The organism is Chlamydia sp. 16-02 (assembly GCF_042235055.1).
GTDB lineage: Bacteria > Chlamydiota > Chlamydiia > Chlamydiales > Chlamydiaceae > Chlamydia.
In genome coordinates, this window is the sequence record NZ_CP114172.1 from 765369 (window position 1) to 782666 (window position 17298).

The window sequence follows — 17298 nt, forward strand, 5'->3', positions numbered from 1 at the left end:
TTCTTCTATTTAAAGAAGAGGCTCTTCCGTATCATCGGGAATGCTATCTGTTGTATCATCCACTCCGTTGCGCTCATCTTTATACGATAGAATGGTGATCAAATCTTCTCTATTTAACATATGGAGAATATTAGAATCTTGGGTAGAGATAACTTTATCTAGTAAGCGGATTTTCTTTTCAATGAGGTAGTGGATACGTTCTTCTAACGTGTCCTCTGTCATGAGTTTGTAGATAAATACGGTATTTTTTTGCCCGATTCTATGAACACGATCCAAGGCTTGATTTTCTTTAGCAGGATTCCACCAGCGATCGTACATGATTACAACGTTACCGGCAGTAAGGTTAATTCCTGTCCCCGCAGCAAGTAATGAACCTACGAATACACGACATTCAGGATCTGTAGTAAAATATTCTATCTCTTCTTTTCTATTTAAGGATTTTCCTTGAATAGAGGCATATTTTACGCCAATCTCTTCGAGATATAACATAATAATACGAATCATATGAATGTATTGAGAAAAGACAACAACCTTATATCCTGAGGACAATGACTCGTGAAGAAGTCGAACGAAAGCTTCCCATTTTCCAGATTCGTGTTCTCGGTATTTGTCAGGATTTTTAAAGAAGATTGCTGGATGGTTGCAGATTTGTTTGAGATGATTCAATAAGGCAAATACATGGAGATAGTTGACTGTCTGTTCTTCTGGAGATTCCAATTGTTGAATCTGCGCTTTTTCTCTTTTTAATGTAGATAGATAGAGCTTTTTCTGTTCTGGAGATAATGTACAAGGAATTATCGATTCTACTTTTTCAGGAAGCTCTGGAAGAACAAGTTTTTTTGTTCTTCTTAGGATAAAAGGCCGAGTTAATTTGAGTAATAGATCTTGTGATGGAATAATCTCATCATCTATTTCCGCAGCATTTTTCTTCGTGAATAGCTTCTTAAATAGGGCATCCGATGGGAGATAATTAGGGAGAATGATGTCTAAAAGACCTTTGAATTCAAGAAGGTTATTTTCTATAGGAGTTCCTGTTAATCCCAATTTCATTTGAGAATCTAATCGACAGAGAATTTTATGAATTTGGCTATTTTTATTTTTTGCCATATGGATTTCATCAAATACCGTTACCGTGAATGAAATCTTGTAAAACTTAGCGTAGTTTTGTCTTAGGGTTCCATATGAAGTAATAATTACGTCAGTAGGAGGAAGGTGTTCGGGTTTATTAGGACCATGAAAAGCAAAAATACTTACTGTAGGCAGGTGTGTTGCTAATGTGTGTTCCCAATGAGGCAATACGCTGGTTGGACAAACAACGAGGAACTTAGGTCGTTCTGTAGGTTCTGCAGATTGGAAAACAATATCTAATAATGCGGTGGCTTGGTGAGTTTTCCCTAACCCCATTTCATCACAAAGTAGTCCAGATAAACGATGGTTATACAAGAACCATAACCATAACAAGCCGCTATTTTGATACGGGCGGAGTTTATGATCTGTGGAAAATAGACTTTGTGGAATAGGTGGCAAACAAGCTGCTTTAAGCTGGGAGAAAAACGTTAGATCGGATGCACTCGCATTAACTTTTTCATGAGTAGACAGTGGCGCTAAAGCATCTAATTTGAAGATGTCAGTAACTGTAGCAATCACAGTATTTTCAGAAATTAGACATTTTTGAGCAGAGATAAATTGTTTTAAGAACTGAAATAGGCAATGTTGGAAACTTAAAAATCCAGCTTTAGTAAAAGCAAAAGCTTTTTTATTTTTCAATGCTTGTAGCACAACCCCCAACGGGATAGAACCGACGTTTGTTTTGATCTCTAAGTGTAGATGCAAAGGTGATGAGGGATGGGGGCGTGTTATAGATAAGATGACAAGCTCAAATGTTTCTGGAGGGCAAAGTTGAGGATCTGCAAAAACGAGCTTATCATTATGGAAGTTTTGATTTATAAACTCTGGAACTTGCTCAGGAGGAATTTTCTTAGGTAGGGAGCATAATGATTGTAAAGGAGTAGGGAGTAAGTTAAATCCAAGATTTTCGCGATAAAGAAACACACCAAATAGTCGGCAATTTTCTTCTTCTAAACCTTGAAATACAGGTTTTAAATACAATCCTGAACCTTTAGTTTCTTTATGTACTTCAAAGAAAAGATTCTTCAGAGGTGGTGTAGGAGCAAAGAAATTAGGGATCGTTCTTAAAACGACTTCATGTTTCATAATGAAGTTAGGAATTTGATCAGCTTCTACAATCAAACCATCCTGAATTTCTAGATCAGCTTTCCTTTGTAGGAAGAATCCTTGTCCAGAATAGTATGTCCAAGGACCATAATGAATATCTATAGCTGCAGGATCACCAGTGTTATAATGGAATAGTAAAACACCTTGTTGTGTAATATTATACGTTAACTGCCCTTCAGGAATACGATCGGTGAATACTTCAAATCCTGGTTCACGAATTAATAAACCTTCATTATCTAAAAACTCCTCAACTTGATCTGCTTTAACAACGAATGAGATTTGAGGAGAGAGCAGACCGGTTACTGTAAATAATCCTCTTTCGGGAACATAACAAAAGTCGGGATAAATTAATTTTCCGTTTTCCAGATCCCCCGGGGTATCTAGATATGCCGAAAAAGAAATAGAAGAATCTCTTAAAAAATAAATAGAGTAGCGGATGGGACGTTCTTCAGAATCATAATGCAACAAGGATAATATTTGTTTTTTCAGAGCTTCAGGAAGTAAGGATATTACATAAATAGAAACGAAGGTTTCTTCCGAAGGAAGGATAACTTGTCGGGAGCCTGCTACATAACCAATAGAACCAATTTCAGTTATAGACTGGTTTTTATAGTCTTGTGCAATAGGTGCAATGGTGAAGTATATTTTAGATTCTTCTGGAGCAACACGTACTACTGTTATAGAAAAATCATTATAATTCCCTGCAAGAGATGTTTGAGAGAAATTAATCTTTGGGAATAGATCTTCTAAAGTTGCAAAATCTAAAATTTCTCCTTTCAAAGAGATGCCTTCCCATTGCATTGCAAACTGCGTTGGAAATCCTTGACTGTTTTCAATAAGATCTAGGCGAGCACCTGCTTCAGAAAAAAAGAAAAAGTGTTTTGCTATGCGATACAAAACAGACTGAGGGAAAGTTTTTTCAGTATAAATTTTAGGTTCTGGAGTTTGATGAATGATAGGCAACCATTCTGTAAAAGCTTCCGGAGACAACGCAGAAATCTCTAATGTTGCATGAGAAGATGTTATAGAATAGTGTCTATCACCATCAGCATGTAGCTGTGCTTCCTCTACAAACAACTTCCAAAACAATGCATACCAAAAAGATATGTCAAATTTATGATGTAGAGGCAACCACCCGTGAGCATCGTAAGCTGAGAAAAATGCGGTCATTAAATGAACGCAACAATCCCCATCAGGACAGCTACAAGAGGCAAAAGTCAGATTGTCAATATCACTAAATCTTAGTGTGCTGACCCAATTCCCGTCAGGAGAATCTTCATCAGGGATGCGGATGCTGTAACAATCTCCAGAAAAATCTAAAGCGATGTCTTGGCGATTCGTAGCGAGATAATCCATCGCTGTTTGACGAAAGCCAGCTAAAGCGTTTAAAACCATAACGTTATGCTAGTTAGCAAATATAAGCGTTATCTCAACTTACCAATCGCAGAACGATTGTAAGAGAGAGGGTTAAATAAAACAAAGCTTGGACGTGTCGGAAATTCCACAACTTATAAGCAATACTTCCGCAAGTCAAAGCGATTAATGCAGGGTAACTTAGCTGTAGTAGGGGCAATAGAAGGAGACTGATATTTTCGAAGTTTAAAATAGAAATTAGATATGAGGGTATCAGGGTGAAAATTACTGCATTAGAATACGTCATTCTTTTTGATGAGATGATGCGGGCTAAAAAGTCAGCAACAATCCCAACTAAAGCAATCTCTGTGGTCAAGCAAGCAACAAACACACATACACCAGTCAATAAACTATTTGGCCCAAGAGCAATAGCAGAAATTCTTCCTAGAATTTGTCCCTTACTTACATGAGTTAGTAAACCTGCGTGTCGAGAAGCACATAGGGCAAATCCTAAATAAATTAATCCAAGAAGTGCTGCAGCTAAAGCAAAAGCTAAACCTAAAGTGCGTTTGTCTTTTTTATTGATTTTTTGAAAGTTTAAAGGTGTTTCGTCATCAGCATCCCCATTTGCTAGCATTTGTCGTATAGAAATTAATACAATGGAGCAGAAGAAGAAGGCTGCAAGAAGGTCCATAGTATTGAAGCCTTCTGTAATTCCAGCTAACCAAGCTTGTTGGGGATTCGCAGATTCCAAGAAACTAGGATTTGCAGGAATGGTTAATCCTTTGAAGATTATCCAAAGTAGAGTGATTAACATAATGGGGAAAAATACAGACCCCAACCATTGGATAAGTTTACTAAGTTTGCATGCAAATAGATAAATCAAAACACAACAAATCAAACTGAAAATAGGAAGACTAGGCAATAATGTTGTTTTTGAATCTGATAAAGAAGCTAAAGTTGAATGTGATACGGCAATTGCTCTAGGAATTCCCCCGAAAGGACCTATCAAGCATAAAATTGCTATAATGAAAACCATTCCAGGGATTTTCCCAATAGAGGAAAAAAAATTTTTATAATCTCCGGAATACAATAACATACTAAACAAACCTAATAGGGGAACACAAACCGCGGTAAGCATCATTCCAAAACAAGCGAACCAGGGATGTGAGTGGTAGTGATAACCCAAGGCTAAAGGAAATACTATATTGCCCGCTCCAAAGAACATAGCAAAAATAGATCCTCCGATCGACCAAACAGAGAGCTCTTTTTTAGAACTAACCCTATTAGAAGCGTTTTTATTCATTATATTAAAAAATTGCGATATCGAAGTAGTAAGTAGTTGCCCAGTCTAAAAGATTTCTCCGTTAGAAAGCAAAGTAAATTTCATTCTCGATATATACAGAGAGAAAGCTTTATGTGGAACCGTTTCTGCTTCAATAAACAGAAGCCTTTATTTCTTAAGGGGTTTAGAGTGATTTTTACAGGAATTGCTTAAGTACCAACATATTCTGCATTTATTTATATCGTGATAGAGGGCGGGGCAGTAATTTCTGGCATAATAGATAAGTTGTAGGTGAAGTTTTGGAGAATTCATGTCGCCAAAGAAAAGAACAAGGTCTTTTTCTGCTGCTGAAGGACTACGTTTATTAGAAATTCCCCAACGTTGGGATAGTCGCAAAATATGTGTATCTACTGGAAACGTTGGCATATCGTAAATAATTCCCAAAAAAACAGAAGCAGTTTTTCTTCCTATGCCAGGTAGCTTGGTTAATAATTCTAAAGAAGCCGGAGGTTCGCCGCGATATTTTTCTAATAGGATCTTTGATAGATTATGTAAGTATTCCGTCTTTCTCTTGCCAAGACCGCAAGGCGAAATAATTAAATATAATTTTTCTAAGGGAAGTTGTGCTAATGCTTGCGCGTTAGGAGCGGAGGCAAATAACTTCGGTGTCACAGCATTCACAGCCTTGTCGGTAGAATTTCCTGAAAGCAAAATAGCAACAAGTAGTTGAAATGGAGTTTCCCACCCGGTTAAAGATGGTTTTGGATTGGGAAAGAATTCGTTCAAAGTAGAAATAATAAAATTTTTAATACGTATTTTATTTTCCAATACAAAACCTGCTAAAAATTTCTCCCAATATTGTTTCATTAATTTCAGATCCGGAAAGATTCCCTGTGGCTTGCAGGGCTTGTCTGAGTTCTAGAGCAACAAGTTCTGGAGGGAGTTGGGTTTGTAATCCTTCTTTCGCTGAGAGCAAGTACGCACGCATCTGTTGTAATATCGTATGATGTCGAGAAGAAACAAGAAAGACTTTTGCATTCTTTCCTAACTGTTGTTGTTGCATCCATTTTTGGATAAACTGTTTGAGCTCGAAAATTCCCTCCCCTGTCTTTGCGGAAATAGCTAGTTGGGGTAGAGAAGTATCGATTTGTGGTGGTGATGTGAGATCAGATTTATTCCAAAGAAGGAGGGTAGGTTTTTGAAATAAAATTTCTGGGAGATCAGGTTGAGGTTGTGTAGCATCCATAACCCAGAGTATTCCCTCAGCTTGTTCCATGGCAGAAATAGCGCGTTCTATACCCTCTTGCTCGACAGGATTATCTGTTTCTCGTTGTCCTGCAGAATCGATGAGACGAATACGTTTCCCTTGCAGCATCCAATTTTCTTCTAATATATCCCTTGTAGTTCCAGGAATATCGGTAACAATAGCGCGATTTTTGTTGGTTAGCGTATTAAGAAGAGAAGATTTTCCCGCATTAGGATGCCCTGCAAGAACAATACTCGTCCCTTGGGCGAGTCGTTGGCCTTCATCGAAACTCGAGATGAGATCCTCAATAATCAGTATGGCTTCGTTTAATCGACTGTCAGGAACATCCATATCAGGCTGTTCTTCCTCTGGGAAATCTGCGAGAACCTCAATAAAAGCCAAGGATTCGATGATCAATGAAGAAATAAACTGAATTTTTTTAGAAAAATGTCCTTGAAAATGATTCTGAGCAATATGAAAGGCATCTAAATTATCAGCCGCAATAATATTTTGAATTGCTTCTGCCTGGATGAGATCTATTTTTCCATTTAGAAAAGCTCGTTGAGAAAATTCTCCGGGAAGTGCAGGCCGAGCTCCTTCGGATACCAAAGCTTCCAGGATTTGAGAACAAGAAAAATAACCACCGTGACATTGCAATTCTATGACATCTTCTCCAGTAAATGAACGTGGAGCCCGCATAATTAATAAAAGCACTTGATCAATTTGCTGATCATTGCGACTTATTGTTCCTAAATGAGCAGTATGTGAGGAAAACGACGGTACAGATCCTGAGAATATTTTATCTGTGATTTGAATGGCTTCGGGGCCGGATACACGAACAATAGCAATGCTTCCCTCTCCTGGAGGGGTGGCTATAGCAACAATAGTATCATTTTTAATCATGAAAAACGGATGAAAATGGAACTAACTTGAGAGCTAGGATATCAGGTTTCCCATTAAAGATGTACGTAGGTTTTTTAACGATTTCTATTTAATTAGTTTGGAATATTTTTAATAACTTTTTATAGTCGCCTGTTTTGATCTCCAGATCGAGGACAAGTGAAGAAACTGCAATATATTGATCGCTTAACTAATCAAAGAGTGACAGAGTCCGTGTGTTATGAAAAGACTATGACATTTCTATACACTTCTAGATTAGGGAAATGGGTATCCACGCTATTGTCAAGGTCTCCGTTTTTGTCGCGTCTTTATGGTTGGATTCAAAAACGTTCTTGGACACGTAAAAAGATTCCAGGATTTATAAAGAGAAATCATATTTGTGCAAAACAATTCAAAAAATCCATAGCAGAATTCACTTCTTTCAATGATTTTTTTACTAGAGAGCTGCGTTCGGAAGCACGGCCCATTGCTCAAGGAGACAATATTTGTGTGACACCTGTTGATGGGGCGTATCTTATTTATCCAAATGTGTCTGAATTTGGAGAATTTGTTGTTAAATCCAAACGATTCTCTCTTGCGAAACTTTTAGGAGACCCTAAGCTTGTCGAGAAGTATGCATCTGGTAGTGTAGTCTTTGCTCGGTTAGCTCTTTTCGATTATCATCGTTTTCATTTCCCTGTCGATTGTTTGGCCGGACCAACGCATAATATCAATGGTTATTTATTTTCTGTGCATCCGATGGCATTGAAGGATAATTTTAATATTTTTTGTGAAAACAAACGTACGCTAACAGAGCTCAAAACAGAGGCGTTCGGTGATGTGCTCTATTTGGAAGTTGGGGCATTAAATGTCGGCTCCATTATTCAAACCTATACACCTGGAGAAAAGTATTCTAAGGGTGATGAGAAGGGGTTTTTTGAAATTGGAGGATCCACTGTTATTGTATTGTTTGAGCCAGGAGTTGTTCAGTTTGATGCGGACTTATTGAAGAATTCACGGATGGGATTAGAAACACGTTGCCTCATGGGACAATCTTTGGGATGTTCTTTGAGAGAATAATTTTAAAGACTTTAAAGGTTTTTTTTGGTATTGCAAAGAGAGAGAAAAGTGAAAATTGGCGAATTATGTGGCTAGTCATCCTATGGGCTTTAGTTGCAAGTTTGACAATAGCTTTAGTGTTTAAAGTCTATTGTCACATTTCCCGTTTCCGTCGCTACGCGGCGCAGGTTATTCGAGAAGTTCATCTGAGCATGGAACTGAAAGAATGGTCTGTCGCTGAACAGAAGCTCTTGCCTATTTTAAAAAAGCGTTGCTATCGTCGTCAGTGTCTATTTGATTACATGCGCATTCTCCGAGGTATGAACCGTTTTGATGAGGTAGAAAAGCTATTAGCCGAGGCACGAAAATTAAATTTGCGCGGTCCTCAATTTTTGCTAGAGATTGCTTATAAAGCTTATCGTCATGGGGCATATAAAGAATCTTGCCAAGCCTTTTCCTTAATTTCGAAAGATATATTCGAAGAACAGGATGCTGCGAAGTATGCATCTGCCTTAGTGAATTTAGGGTATTTGGATGCTGCTTGTAGTATTATTGAACCCTGGATTTCTCCTCTAGCTCATCAAGAAACCTACATTACCGTTGGGGATATTTATTTCACCTCGAAACGTTATCAAGATGCGATAGAGTTTTATAATCGTGCGTATGCTTTAGGGCCGTGTCCTTTGAAGGTTACCTATAATTTGGCTCATTCTTCTCGTATTTGTGGTAATTATGTTGAGGCGGGAAAGCTGTTTCGTAAATTGTTATCCGAACCCAATTATAGAGAAGAATCTTTATTTAACATCGGTTTGTGTGAACAAAAACAAGGGCAATCGAAAAAAGCGTTACTTATTTATCAAAGTAGTGATTTGTGGTCTCGAGGAGATGCTTTGTTAATGAAACACGCAGCTTTGGCAGCTATGGATCAAAATGATCATTCTTTAGCAGAATATTGCTGGAATTTAGCATTTCAATGCGGCACATATGCTGAAGATTGGCAATGTGGTTTAGGTTATGGATTTAGTTTATGTTGCTTAAAGAAATATTCTGACGCTGAAAAAATGTATCTCAAAGTAATTCAGAAATTCCCTGATTGTCCTACAGCATGCAAAGCGTTAGCTTGGCTTTCAGGAGTTGGATATGCGTCAATAGTGACAGCAGAGACTGGTTTAGAGTATGCAAAGAAAGCTCTCCAATTAAATCATTCCTCAGAAACTTTAGAACTGTTAAGTGCCTGCGAAGCTCGTGCAGGGAATTTCGACGCTGCTTATGAAATACAAGCATTTCTATCAGCTCAAGATGTGTCTTTGCAGCAAAAGAAGCGTCGCTCGCAAATTATGCGTAATTTACGCCAGAAACTACCTTTGAATCATCAGCATATTGTGGAAGTAGATACACTACTTGCTGCTTAAATTCTTTTTTTCATTTCACTATCTTTATGGTAAAAGTTTTTTGCCTCCTATTCAGGAGAAAGAAGAATATAAGTAAGGGAACTTTTGTTCCTTTTATTCATCAGAATCGAGTATGGTATTGACAGATGAGTTTTCGTAGGAATTAATAGATTATTTTCCAAGCAATTATATTGAATTAAGCGACGTATGTTAGATTTTCTTAAACGTTTCTTTGGATCTTCTCAAGAGCGTACCTTAAAAAAATTTCAAAAACTTGTGGATAAGGTAAATCTCTATGATGAGATGCTTGCTCCTTTGTCTGATGAGGAGTTGCGTAATAAAACAGTAGAGTTGAAAAAGCGCTATCAGGAGGGCGAATCCTTAGATGATATGCTTCCTGAAGCTTATGCCATTGTTAAAAACGTATGTAGACGTTTGACAGGAACTCCTGTAGAAGTTTCCGGTTATCATCAAAATTGGGACATGGTTCCTTATGATGTTCAGGTTCTTGGTGCTATAGCTATGCATAAGGGCTTTATTACTGAGATGCAGACAGGCGAAGGGAAAACCCTCACTGCAGTTATGCCTCTGTATTTAAATGCTTTAACAGGGAAGCCTGTGCATTTGGTCACAGTTAACGATTATCTTGCTCAAAGAGATTGTGAATGGGTTGGCTCCATATTGCGTTGGTTAGGTCTAACTACCGGAGTATTGATATCTGGCTCGCCTTTAGAAAAACGCAAGGAAATTTATCGTTGTGATGTTGTCTATGGTACAGCCTCAGAATTTGGCTTCGATTATCTTAGAGATAATTCTATAGCAACTTCTGTTGATGAGCAGGTAGGTCGTGGATTCTATTTTGCTATTATTGATGAAGTGGATTCTATTCTAATTGATGAAGCAAGAACTCCTTTAATTATTTCCGGGCCTGGAGAAAAGCATAATCCTGTTTATTTCGAGCTTAAGGATAAAGTTGCTGAACTAGTTCAATTACAAAGAGAACTATGTAATCAATTAGCTCTTGATGCTAGACGGGGATTAGAACTCTTCTTAGATATGGATATTCTCCCTAAGGATAAAAAAGTTATCGAAGGTATTTCTGAATTTTGCCGTAGTTTATGGCTAGTTAGTAAGGGTATGCCTTTAAATCGTGTTTTGCGTAGAGTACGCGAACACCCTGATTTGCGAGCTATGATTGATAAGTGGGATACTTATTATCATGCTGAGCAAAATAAAGAAGAGAGCATTGAAAAACTATCTCAACTTTATATCATTGTTGATGAGCACAATAATGATTTTGAATTGACAGATCGTGGCATGCAACAGTGGGTTGATAGAGCCGGAGGTTCTGCCGAAGATTTCGTCATGATGGATATGGGACACGAATATGCTCTCATAGATGGTGATGACTCTCTTTCTCCAACAGATAAAATTAATAGAAAAATAGCCGTTTCTGAAGAAGACACTCAAAGAAAAGCTCGAGCTCATGGTTTGCGACAGCTATTGAGAGCACAATTGCTTATGGAACGTGATGTGGACTACATTGTCCGCGATGATCAAATTGTCATTATTGATGAACATACAGGTCGTCCACAACCAGGCCGTCGTTTTTCCGAAGGTCTTCATCAAGCAATAGAAGCAAAAGAGCATGTAACTATCCGTAAGGAATCACAAACTTTTGCAACAGTAACTTTGCAGAATTTCTTCCGTCTTTACGAAAAACTTGCAGGTATGACTGGGACAGCAATTACCGAGTCTAAAGAATTTAAAGAGATTTATAATCTATATGTTCTGCAAGTGCCTACATTTAAAACATGTTTACGTGTAGATCATAACGATGAATTTTATATGACAGAGCGTGAGAAGTACCACGCAATTGTTAATGAAATTGCTCGTATACATAAAGACGGGAATCCTATTCTCATAGGTACAGAATCTGTTGAGGTTTCTGAGAAGCTATCTCGTATTTTGAAACAAAATCGTATAGAGCATACAGTCTTAAATGCCAAAAATCATGCTCAAGAAGCAGAGATTATTGCCGCAGCTGGGAAGCTAGGTGCTGTTACTGTTGCTACAAATATGGCAGGTCGTGGTACCGATATCAAGCTAGACCAGGAAGCTGTAGTTGTTGGTGGTCTTCATGTTATCGGTACAAGTCGCCATCAGTCTCGACGTATTGATAGACAATTACGTGGACGTTGCGCACGTTTAGGAGATCCCGGTGCAGCTAAGTTCTTCTTGTCTTTCGAAGATCGTTTAATGCGTTTATTTGCTTCGCCAAAATTAAACGCATTGATTCGACATTTCCGTCCTCCTGAAGGAGAGGCTATGTCGGATCCTATGTTTAACAAGCTAATTGAGACTGCTCAGAAGCGTGTTGAAGCAAGAAACTATACAATTAGAAAACATACTCTTGAGTATGACGATGTTATGAATAAGCAGAGACAGACTATTTATGCTTTTCGTAACGAAGTTATACGTTCTGAGGATATCTTTACTTTAGCTAAGGAATCGATATATCATGTATCATTGATGATAGCTTCATTGATCACGAGTCGTAATCATCCCACAGGTCACTCTCTTCCTACTTTAGAAGAATGGATGAATTACTCTTTCCCTCTAAAGTTAAATCTTGAGGAACTACGCAGGTTAGATACTTTAGATGCTATTGCAGAAAAAGTTGCAGATGATTTGATTGGGGTTTTCCAGAATAAGTTTTCTTCTATGGTAGAAGAAATTACTACAGCTGCTGGAGATGACGTTGATGCTAATGGGATCTGTAAGGATATTATACGCTCAGTAATGATTATGCATATTGATGAACAATGGAAAATTCATCTTGTGGATATGGATTTACTCCGTAGTGAAGTAGGTTTACGTACTGTTGGTCAGAAAGATCCTTTAATTGAATTTAAACACGAATCATTCTTGTTATTTGAAAGCCTTGTCCGGGATATTCGTATTGCTATTGTGAAACATCTATTCCGTCTAGAGTTAACTATGACTAGAGAACAGCGTCCTCAAAATGTTATTCCTGTTGTTGCTACGTCATTCCAAAATGATGAGAACTTTGGTCCTATGGAATTAACTGTTATCAGTGATTCTGATGACGAATAAAAAAGCTTTTAGGGCTGGGCTAGCTTCCAGCCTTTCCCCTTTCTAATTCATGATTTTAAATAAATGTGGACCACTCAGACCATGCATTTGTATCATGGTGGCGTATCCAAAATGTTCTGTGATTATCCCCGATCAAAAACTGTACATGATGATCTCGATTGCGAGTTGTCATACAAATAATAATATTATTTAAGGATTCGGATCCCTTTGGGAAATCTTCGGGAGCGTTGACAAATGTTTCTACATTTGTAGTAAGAAGGAAGTCGGATTCTAATAGAGAGTTGAAGTCATAAGTTTTACTTTCTATTGTTTTTGGGGGGATATTAAACCACAGTTCCCAATCTCCTGTCAGACAACTACGCGTATAAGCGTAGTTATCATCACTAATATAGAATTGGCGTATAACGCCTTTAAGAATAGATTCTCCAAGAACTATAAGGAGATCACCATTCTCCTTGTCTTCTTCAACATAAACTCCAGTTTCTTGGTATTTATCCAAAGAGAAAGCTTCTTCTGATTGGTAAAGAAGCTCGTCGAGTGAGTGGTGGTAATCAGCTTCTGATGCATCATAATGATCATGGTTCATGGTTAAAGTCTCCAAGAAATAATTAATTTGTTATTATTATTTTGTAATAATAATATTTCATTTTTTAAACAAATTAATTTGTTCTTTTCGTTTTTTCTTTGAATTCTAAATCAAAAGGTATCCCGTATAAATTAAAAGATGATTTTAAAGTATTTTTTAAATAACACTCATAATGTTTAGTTAGTAACGATTTTGCGTTAATAAATAATAAGAATTGGAAAGGTGTAGCTGTTTTATGAATGGCATAGTAAACACGCAATCTTCTTCCATTAATTACTTGAGGATGATGCCTTTGTAGTGCTGAAGCGAGTGTTTTATTAACAACAGGCGTGGGGACTTTACTAGATACTGTTTCATAGAGTTCATCGATTGATGAAAAGATATGTCGTAGATTACGTTTTGTTGCAGCAGATATGCAAAGAATTCTAGATTGACCGATATAAACATCGGTGGCGCGTAAGTCACGGATGTAATGCTCCATACGGACCCCCTCAATCAAATCCCATTTATTGACAAGGATGATATGGGGTTTTTTATGTTTAGATATCAGAGAAAGAATTCGTTTATCGTAAGAAGATAGGTGATGCATGGCATCGATAACTAATAAGCAAACGTCTGCACGTGCTATAGCCTTTTCTGTTCTAGACGAAGATATCCATTCTATGGAGTTTTTCACGCTTTTCATTTTTCTTAGACCGGCAGTATCTATGAATAAATACGAACGATCATTATGAGAATATAGAATGTCGACATTATCGCGAGTCGTGCCTGGTATATTGTCGATGATACAACGCTCTTCATTTAATAATCCGTTAATGATGGAGGACTTGCCTACGTTAGGACGACCAATGAGAGCAATTTTTAAAGGTTTATCTGATGCTGATGCTGCAGGGAAAGGGATTTCTTCTTCTTCGTAGTCTGATAGGGATTCTTCGGGTAACGTCTCAATCGAAGAAACTATTTCCTCTTCGATCTCTTCTTCTGACAACTCTTCTACAAGTTCAGGAACATTACCAAGAGTTTTAATTCTATTTAAAAGTTTATCAATATGTTTATCGTGACTTGCTGATACAGTAAGAATCTCAGAGATTCCTATTTTATATAATTCATGAATGCGATGTTCGTCTTTAAAAGTATCTGCTTTATTTGCGACAAGAATAAGAGGCTTTTTTAAAGGAAGAAGTAACTTAGCAAGTTCAGCGTCTTGTTCTGTAATTCCACAGCGAATATCAACAACAAGAAGTAAAATATCCGCTTCATTAGCACCCGCTAAAGCTTGCTTGTAGATGTGCTTTTGGAAGTGGTCTTCGGAATCTTTATCAACTCCCCCAGTATCGATTACTTGTACAGGGATGCTCCATCCACGTATCTCTCCATATAGGCGATCTCGTGTAGTCCCTTCTTGGGAGTTAACAATAGCCAAAGATCGTTTGCACATGCGATTGAAAAGAGAAGATTTCCCAACGTTGGGTCTTCCTAAGATAGCAATCCGTAGCATGATAAGCCAATTAATCTCAGTTTTGAATAATTACAAAGAAAATGATAAAAGCTAAAAAATTAAATCTAAAGAAATAAAATCGATTGAGTGTTTAAGGGAAAAGTTTATTTTAAGATAAATCTTACTTCCAGAAGCCTTTTTCCTTCAGGAGTAATAAAATTTTTTCTTTGTCGTGGCATTCATTTTCTATAGATAGTATCTCGGCTTCTCTTAAAAGATCCCCGAGTAGTCGACCTGGTGCAATCCCTCTAGAAATAAGATCTGGAGCAGAAACCAGGGGTGAAGAAGTTTTGATTCTTAAAATGAATTGTTCTAAGCGTGTTTCTAATTCTTGCACGCGAGCGATGAAATGCTGCTGTTTAGAAGGATCTTGTTGGATTGCTGAAAACAGAGATAGAAATAGATGGGCTGTTGGTGAGGCTAAAAAATGCGCCCAAAAAACACGATTATTACTGATATTTTGGAATTGTGGAAGAGCTTGGTACCAAAGTTGTATAAGTTTTAAATCTTTATTTGATACGCGTAAACGCGTGAATGCTACGCAAGCGGCTTCTTCACTAACCCCTTGAAATAGCGGAAGTAGGAAACAAATCTCAGGAAATTCTATAGGACTGATCCTTTTAGCAAATTCGATGTTTGTTCGTAATAAACTAGGAGGAACATCGCGAAGCTCAGGGAAGATAACAGTAATGATTTTTAATTTTATTAATAAGGATAGGGCTTTGTAGGGATGATTTTTCAGCATTTTCCTTAGTTCCTGCCAGATTCTTTCAGGAGATACGGAATTCACTAGGGTAGGGGCTTCCCTAATAATAGCGCGTTCCGTAGCTGGGTCTAGAGCAAAACCTAATGAAGAACTAAAACGTATAGCTCGTAGTATACGAAGTTTATCTTCAGAGAAACGTAATTTAGGATGCCCGATGGCACGGACGACGCGTTTTTCAAGATCTCTTCTTCCTTCAACAAGATCAAAGAGTTTTTCTTCGAAAGGGTCGTAATACATTCCATTTATTGTAAAATCTCGACGTAGAGCATCTTCTTTCATCGATGAGAATACAACACGTTCGGGATGACGACCATCCTCATAATTTTCATCACTACGGAATGTAGCTACTTCAAATAGTCGGTTATCTTCTTTAACGACGATGATACCGAAGGCAGCGCCTAGTGCTAAAGTATCAGTAAAAATAGTGGAAACAATGACAGGAGATGCGCTGGTTGCAATATCAATTTCTTCTATGGGTTTCCCCATGAGCATATCGCGAACGCAACCTCCAACAAAGTATGCTTGATAACCTGCATTACGCAATTTTAAGAGAATTTTTTTTGCAGCTTCTAGGGCGATCGTTGTCATTACATCCCTAAATAAAGAAGAGAAGAAATTTAAGCTATAGCTTCTGGAGCTCTTCTGATAATCACAGGCGCTTTATTTTCTAAGATTGTGTCTTCTTGAATCCTTATCGCCTCTACTGTAGGATCGGAAGGAATCTCAAACATCAAATCTCTGAGTAGATTTTCTAAGATCATACCTAAAGCACGGGCACCAGTTTTTGCCAACTTAGCTTTTTTTGCTATAGCATATAGGGCATCTTTTTCGAATATCAACTTTACATTTTCTTCTGAAAATAGCTCGATATACTGTTTTACAATTGCATTTGTAGGTTCAGTAAGAATAGCGACAAGTTCGTCCAAAGAGAGCTCTTCACAGTTAACAATACAGTTGAATCGACCAACAAATTCAGGGATCATACCAAAGGCAATGAGATCTTCTGTTTCCACCTTAGTAAGCAAATGATCACGATCTTCCTGTGAGAAATCTCCTAAATCATCAGAAAATCCGATTGTGGTTTTCCCCAAACGTTTGGCAATAATCTTATCTAAATTAACAAAAGCGCCGCCAACGATAAAAAGAATATTCTCAGTATTTACACGAATATATTCTTGATTAGGGTGTTTACGTCCTCCTTTAGGAGGAACATTAGCAGTAGTGCCTTCTATAATTTTTAATAGAGCTTGTTGAACGCCTTCACCGGAAACATCACGAGTAATAGAAACGTTAGCTGTAGTTCTACCAATCTTATCGATTTCATCAATATAGATAATACCACGCTCTGCTCTAGCGACGTCGTAATCAGCGGCTTGCAATAATCTTAAAACAATGTTTTCCACATCTTCACCGACATAGCCAGCTTCGGTAAGGGTTGTCGCATCAGCGATTGTAAATGGCACATCTAAAATTTTTGCTAAGGTTTTAGCAATAAGGGTTTTCCCTGATCCTGTAGGGCCCAAGAGTAAGACATTAGATTTTCCATAGCTTACGTGTTTATTGTTCAATAAAGCACGTATGCGTTTGTAATGATTGTATACCGCTACAGCTATGGTTTTTTTTGCTCTTTCCTGTCCTACAACATATTTATCGATATGTTTTTTGATTTCTTTTGGAGTAAGAACTTGAAGATCAGGATGCTGCTGCGTAGCTTCTGTAGGCGTCCCTGATGATGGAGTCGAGGTAGGTTTCTTATCTAAAATCCCTGAGCACAACTTAATGCAGTAATCACAAATATAGACAGATGGACCTGCTATGAGTTTTTCTACATCTTTTTCAGAACGCCCACAAAAAGAGCAAATGGTGAGATTTTTTTTGTTCAT

The 17298-nt window shown here is 37.6% G+C and carries 11 protein-coding genes; 3 read left to right on the forward strand and 8 right to left on the reverse strand.

From position 1 onward, the window contains the following. Nucleotides 1-9: 9 nt before the first annotated feature. The 4 genes from O1W70_RS03365 to mnmE form a co-directional block, all read right to left on the reverse strand. Nucleotides 10-3630 (reverse strand): DEAD/DEAH box helicase, encoded by a 3621-nt coding sequence (locus O1W70_RS03365; protein WP_332380936.1) that lies wholly within the window; start codon nt 3628-3630, stop codon nt 10-12. 34 nt (nt 3631-3664) lie between these two features. After that, complete coding sequence (brnQ, locus tag O1W70_RS03370) at nt 3665-4894, reverse strand: branched-chain amino acid transport system II carrier protein (RefSeq protein WP_332380938.1); 1230 nt, start codon at nt 4892-4894, stop codon at nt 3665-3667. 147 nt (nt 4895-5041) lie between these two features. Then, nucleotides 5042-5740, reverse strand: coding sequence for an endonuclease III domain-containing protein (gene nth / locus O1W70_RS03375; RefSeq protein WP_375797191.1), 699 nt, complete (start codon nt 5738-5740; stop codon nt 5042-5044). Continuing rightward, on the reverse strand, nt 5691-7022 hold the full coding sequence (mnmE, locus tag O1W70_RS03380; RefSeq protein WP_332380939.1) for a tRNA uridine-5-carboxymethylaminomethyl(34) synthesis GTPase MnmE: 1332 nt from the start codon (nt 7020-7022) through the stop codon (nt 5691-5693). Before mnmE ends, nth begins: the two co-directional genes overlap by 50 nt. Nucleotides 7023-7178: 156 nt before the next feature. On the opposite strand from mnmE, the gene O1W70_RS03385 reads away from it, so the two are divergent. From O1W70_RS03385 to secA, 3 genes are all read left to right on the forward strand, one after another. Next, nucleotides 7179-8078, forward strand: a complete 900-nt coding sequence (locus O1W70_RS03385) for a phosphatidylserine decarboxylase (protein WP_332380941.1) — start codon at nt 7179-7181, stop codon at nt 8076-8078. Nucleotides 8079-8143: 65 nt separating this feature from the next. After that, on the forward strand, nt 8144-9469 hold the full coding sequence (locus O1W70_RS03390) for a tetratricopeptide repeat protein (RefSeq protein ID WP_332380943.1): 1326 nt from the start codon (nt 8144-8146) through the stop codon (nt 9467-9469). A gap of 186 nt (nt 9470-9655) precedes the next feature. Beyond that, nucleotides 9656-12565, forward strand: a complete 2910-nt coding sequence (gene secA / locus O1W70_RS03395; RefSeq protein ID WP_332380945.1) for a preprotein translocase subunit SecA — start codon at nt 9656-9658, stop codon at nt 12563-12565. Nucleotides 12566-12620: 55 nt separating this feature from the next. Here secA and O1W70_RS03400 read toward each other — a convergent pair whose 3' ends face one another. The 4 genes from O1W70_RS03400 to clpX all read right to left on the reverse strand — a co-directional run bounded on the left by O1W70_RS03400 (nt 12621) and on the right by clpX (nt 17298). Then, nucleotides 12621-13151, reverse strand: a complete 531-nt coding sequence (locus tag O1W70_RS03400; protein ID WP_332380947.1) for a hypothetical protein — start codon at nt 13149-13151, stop codon at nt 12621-12623. 73 nt (nt 13152-13224) lie between these two features. Next, on the reverse strand, nt 13225-14649 hold the full coding sequence (der, locus tag O1W70_RS03405; protein WP_332380949.1) for a ribosome biogenesis GTPase Der: 1425 nt from the start codon (nt 14647-14649) through the stop codon (nt 13225-13227). 121 nt (nt 14650-14770) lie between these two features. Beyond that, on the reverse strand, nt 14771-16003 hold the full coding sequence (locus O1W70_RS03410) for a CCA tRNA nucleotidyltransferase (RefSeq protein WP_332380951.1): 1233 nt from the start codon (nt 16001-16003) through the stop codon (nt 14771-14773). 29 nt (nt 16004-16032) lie between these two features. Beyond that, nucleotides 16033-17298 (reverse strand): ATP-dependent Clp protease ATP-binding subunit ClpX, encoded by a 1266-nt coding sequence (gene clpX, locus O1W70_RS03415; RefSeq protein WP_332380953.1) that lies wholly within the window; start codon nt 17296-17298, stop codon nt 16033-16035.

Bases quoted from the DNA above. Each gene is read 5' to 3' on its own strand.
- brnQ (WP_332380938.1), bottom strand. From the start codon at position 4,894: ATGAATAAAAACGCTTCTAATAGGGTTAGTTCTAAAAAAGAGCTCTCT.
- O1W70_RS03390 (WP_332380943.1), top strand. From the start codon at position 8,144: ATGTGGCTAGTCATCCTATGGGCTTTAGTTGCAAGTTTGACAATAGCT.
- secA (WP_332380945.1), top strand. From the start codon at position 9,656: ATGTTAGATTTTCTTAAACGTTTCTTTGGATCTTCTCAAGAGCGTACC.
- O1W70_RS03410 (WP_332380951.1), bottom strand. From the start codon at position 16,003: ATGACAACGATCGCCCTAGAAGCTGCAAAAAAAATTCTCTTAAAATTG.
- clpX (WP_332380953.1), bottom strand. From the start codon at position 17,298: ATGAACAAAAAAAATCTCACCATTTGCTCTTTTTGTGGGCGTTCTGAA.
- nth (WP_375797191.1), bottom strand. From the start codon at position 5,740: ATGAAACAATATTGGGAGAAATTTTTAGCAGGTTTTGTATTGGAAAAT.
- O1W70_RS03365 (WP_332380936.1), bottom strand. From the start codon at position 3,630: ATGGTTTTAAACGCTTTAGCTGGCTTTCGTCAAACAGCGATGGATTAT.
- O1W70_RS03400 (WP_332380947.1), bottom strand. From the start codon at position 13,151: ATGAACCATGATCATTATGATGCATCAGAAGCTGATTACCACCACTCA.
- mnmE (WP_332380939.1), bottom strand. From the start codon at position 7,022: ATGATTAAAAATGATACTATTGTTGCTATAGCCACCCCTCCAGGAGAG.
- der (WP_332380949.1), bottom strand. From the start codon at position 14,649: ATGCTACGGATTGCTATCTTAGGAAGACCCAACGTTGGGAAATCTTCT.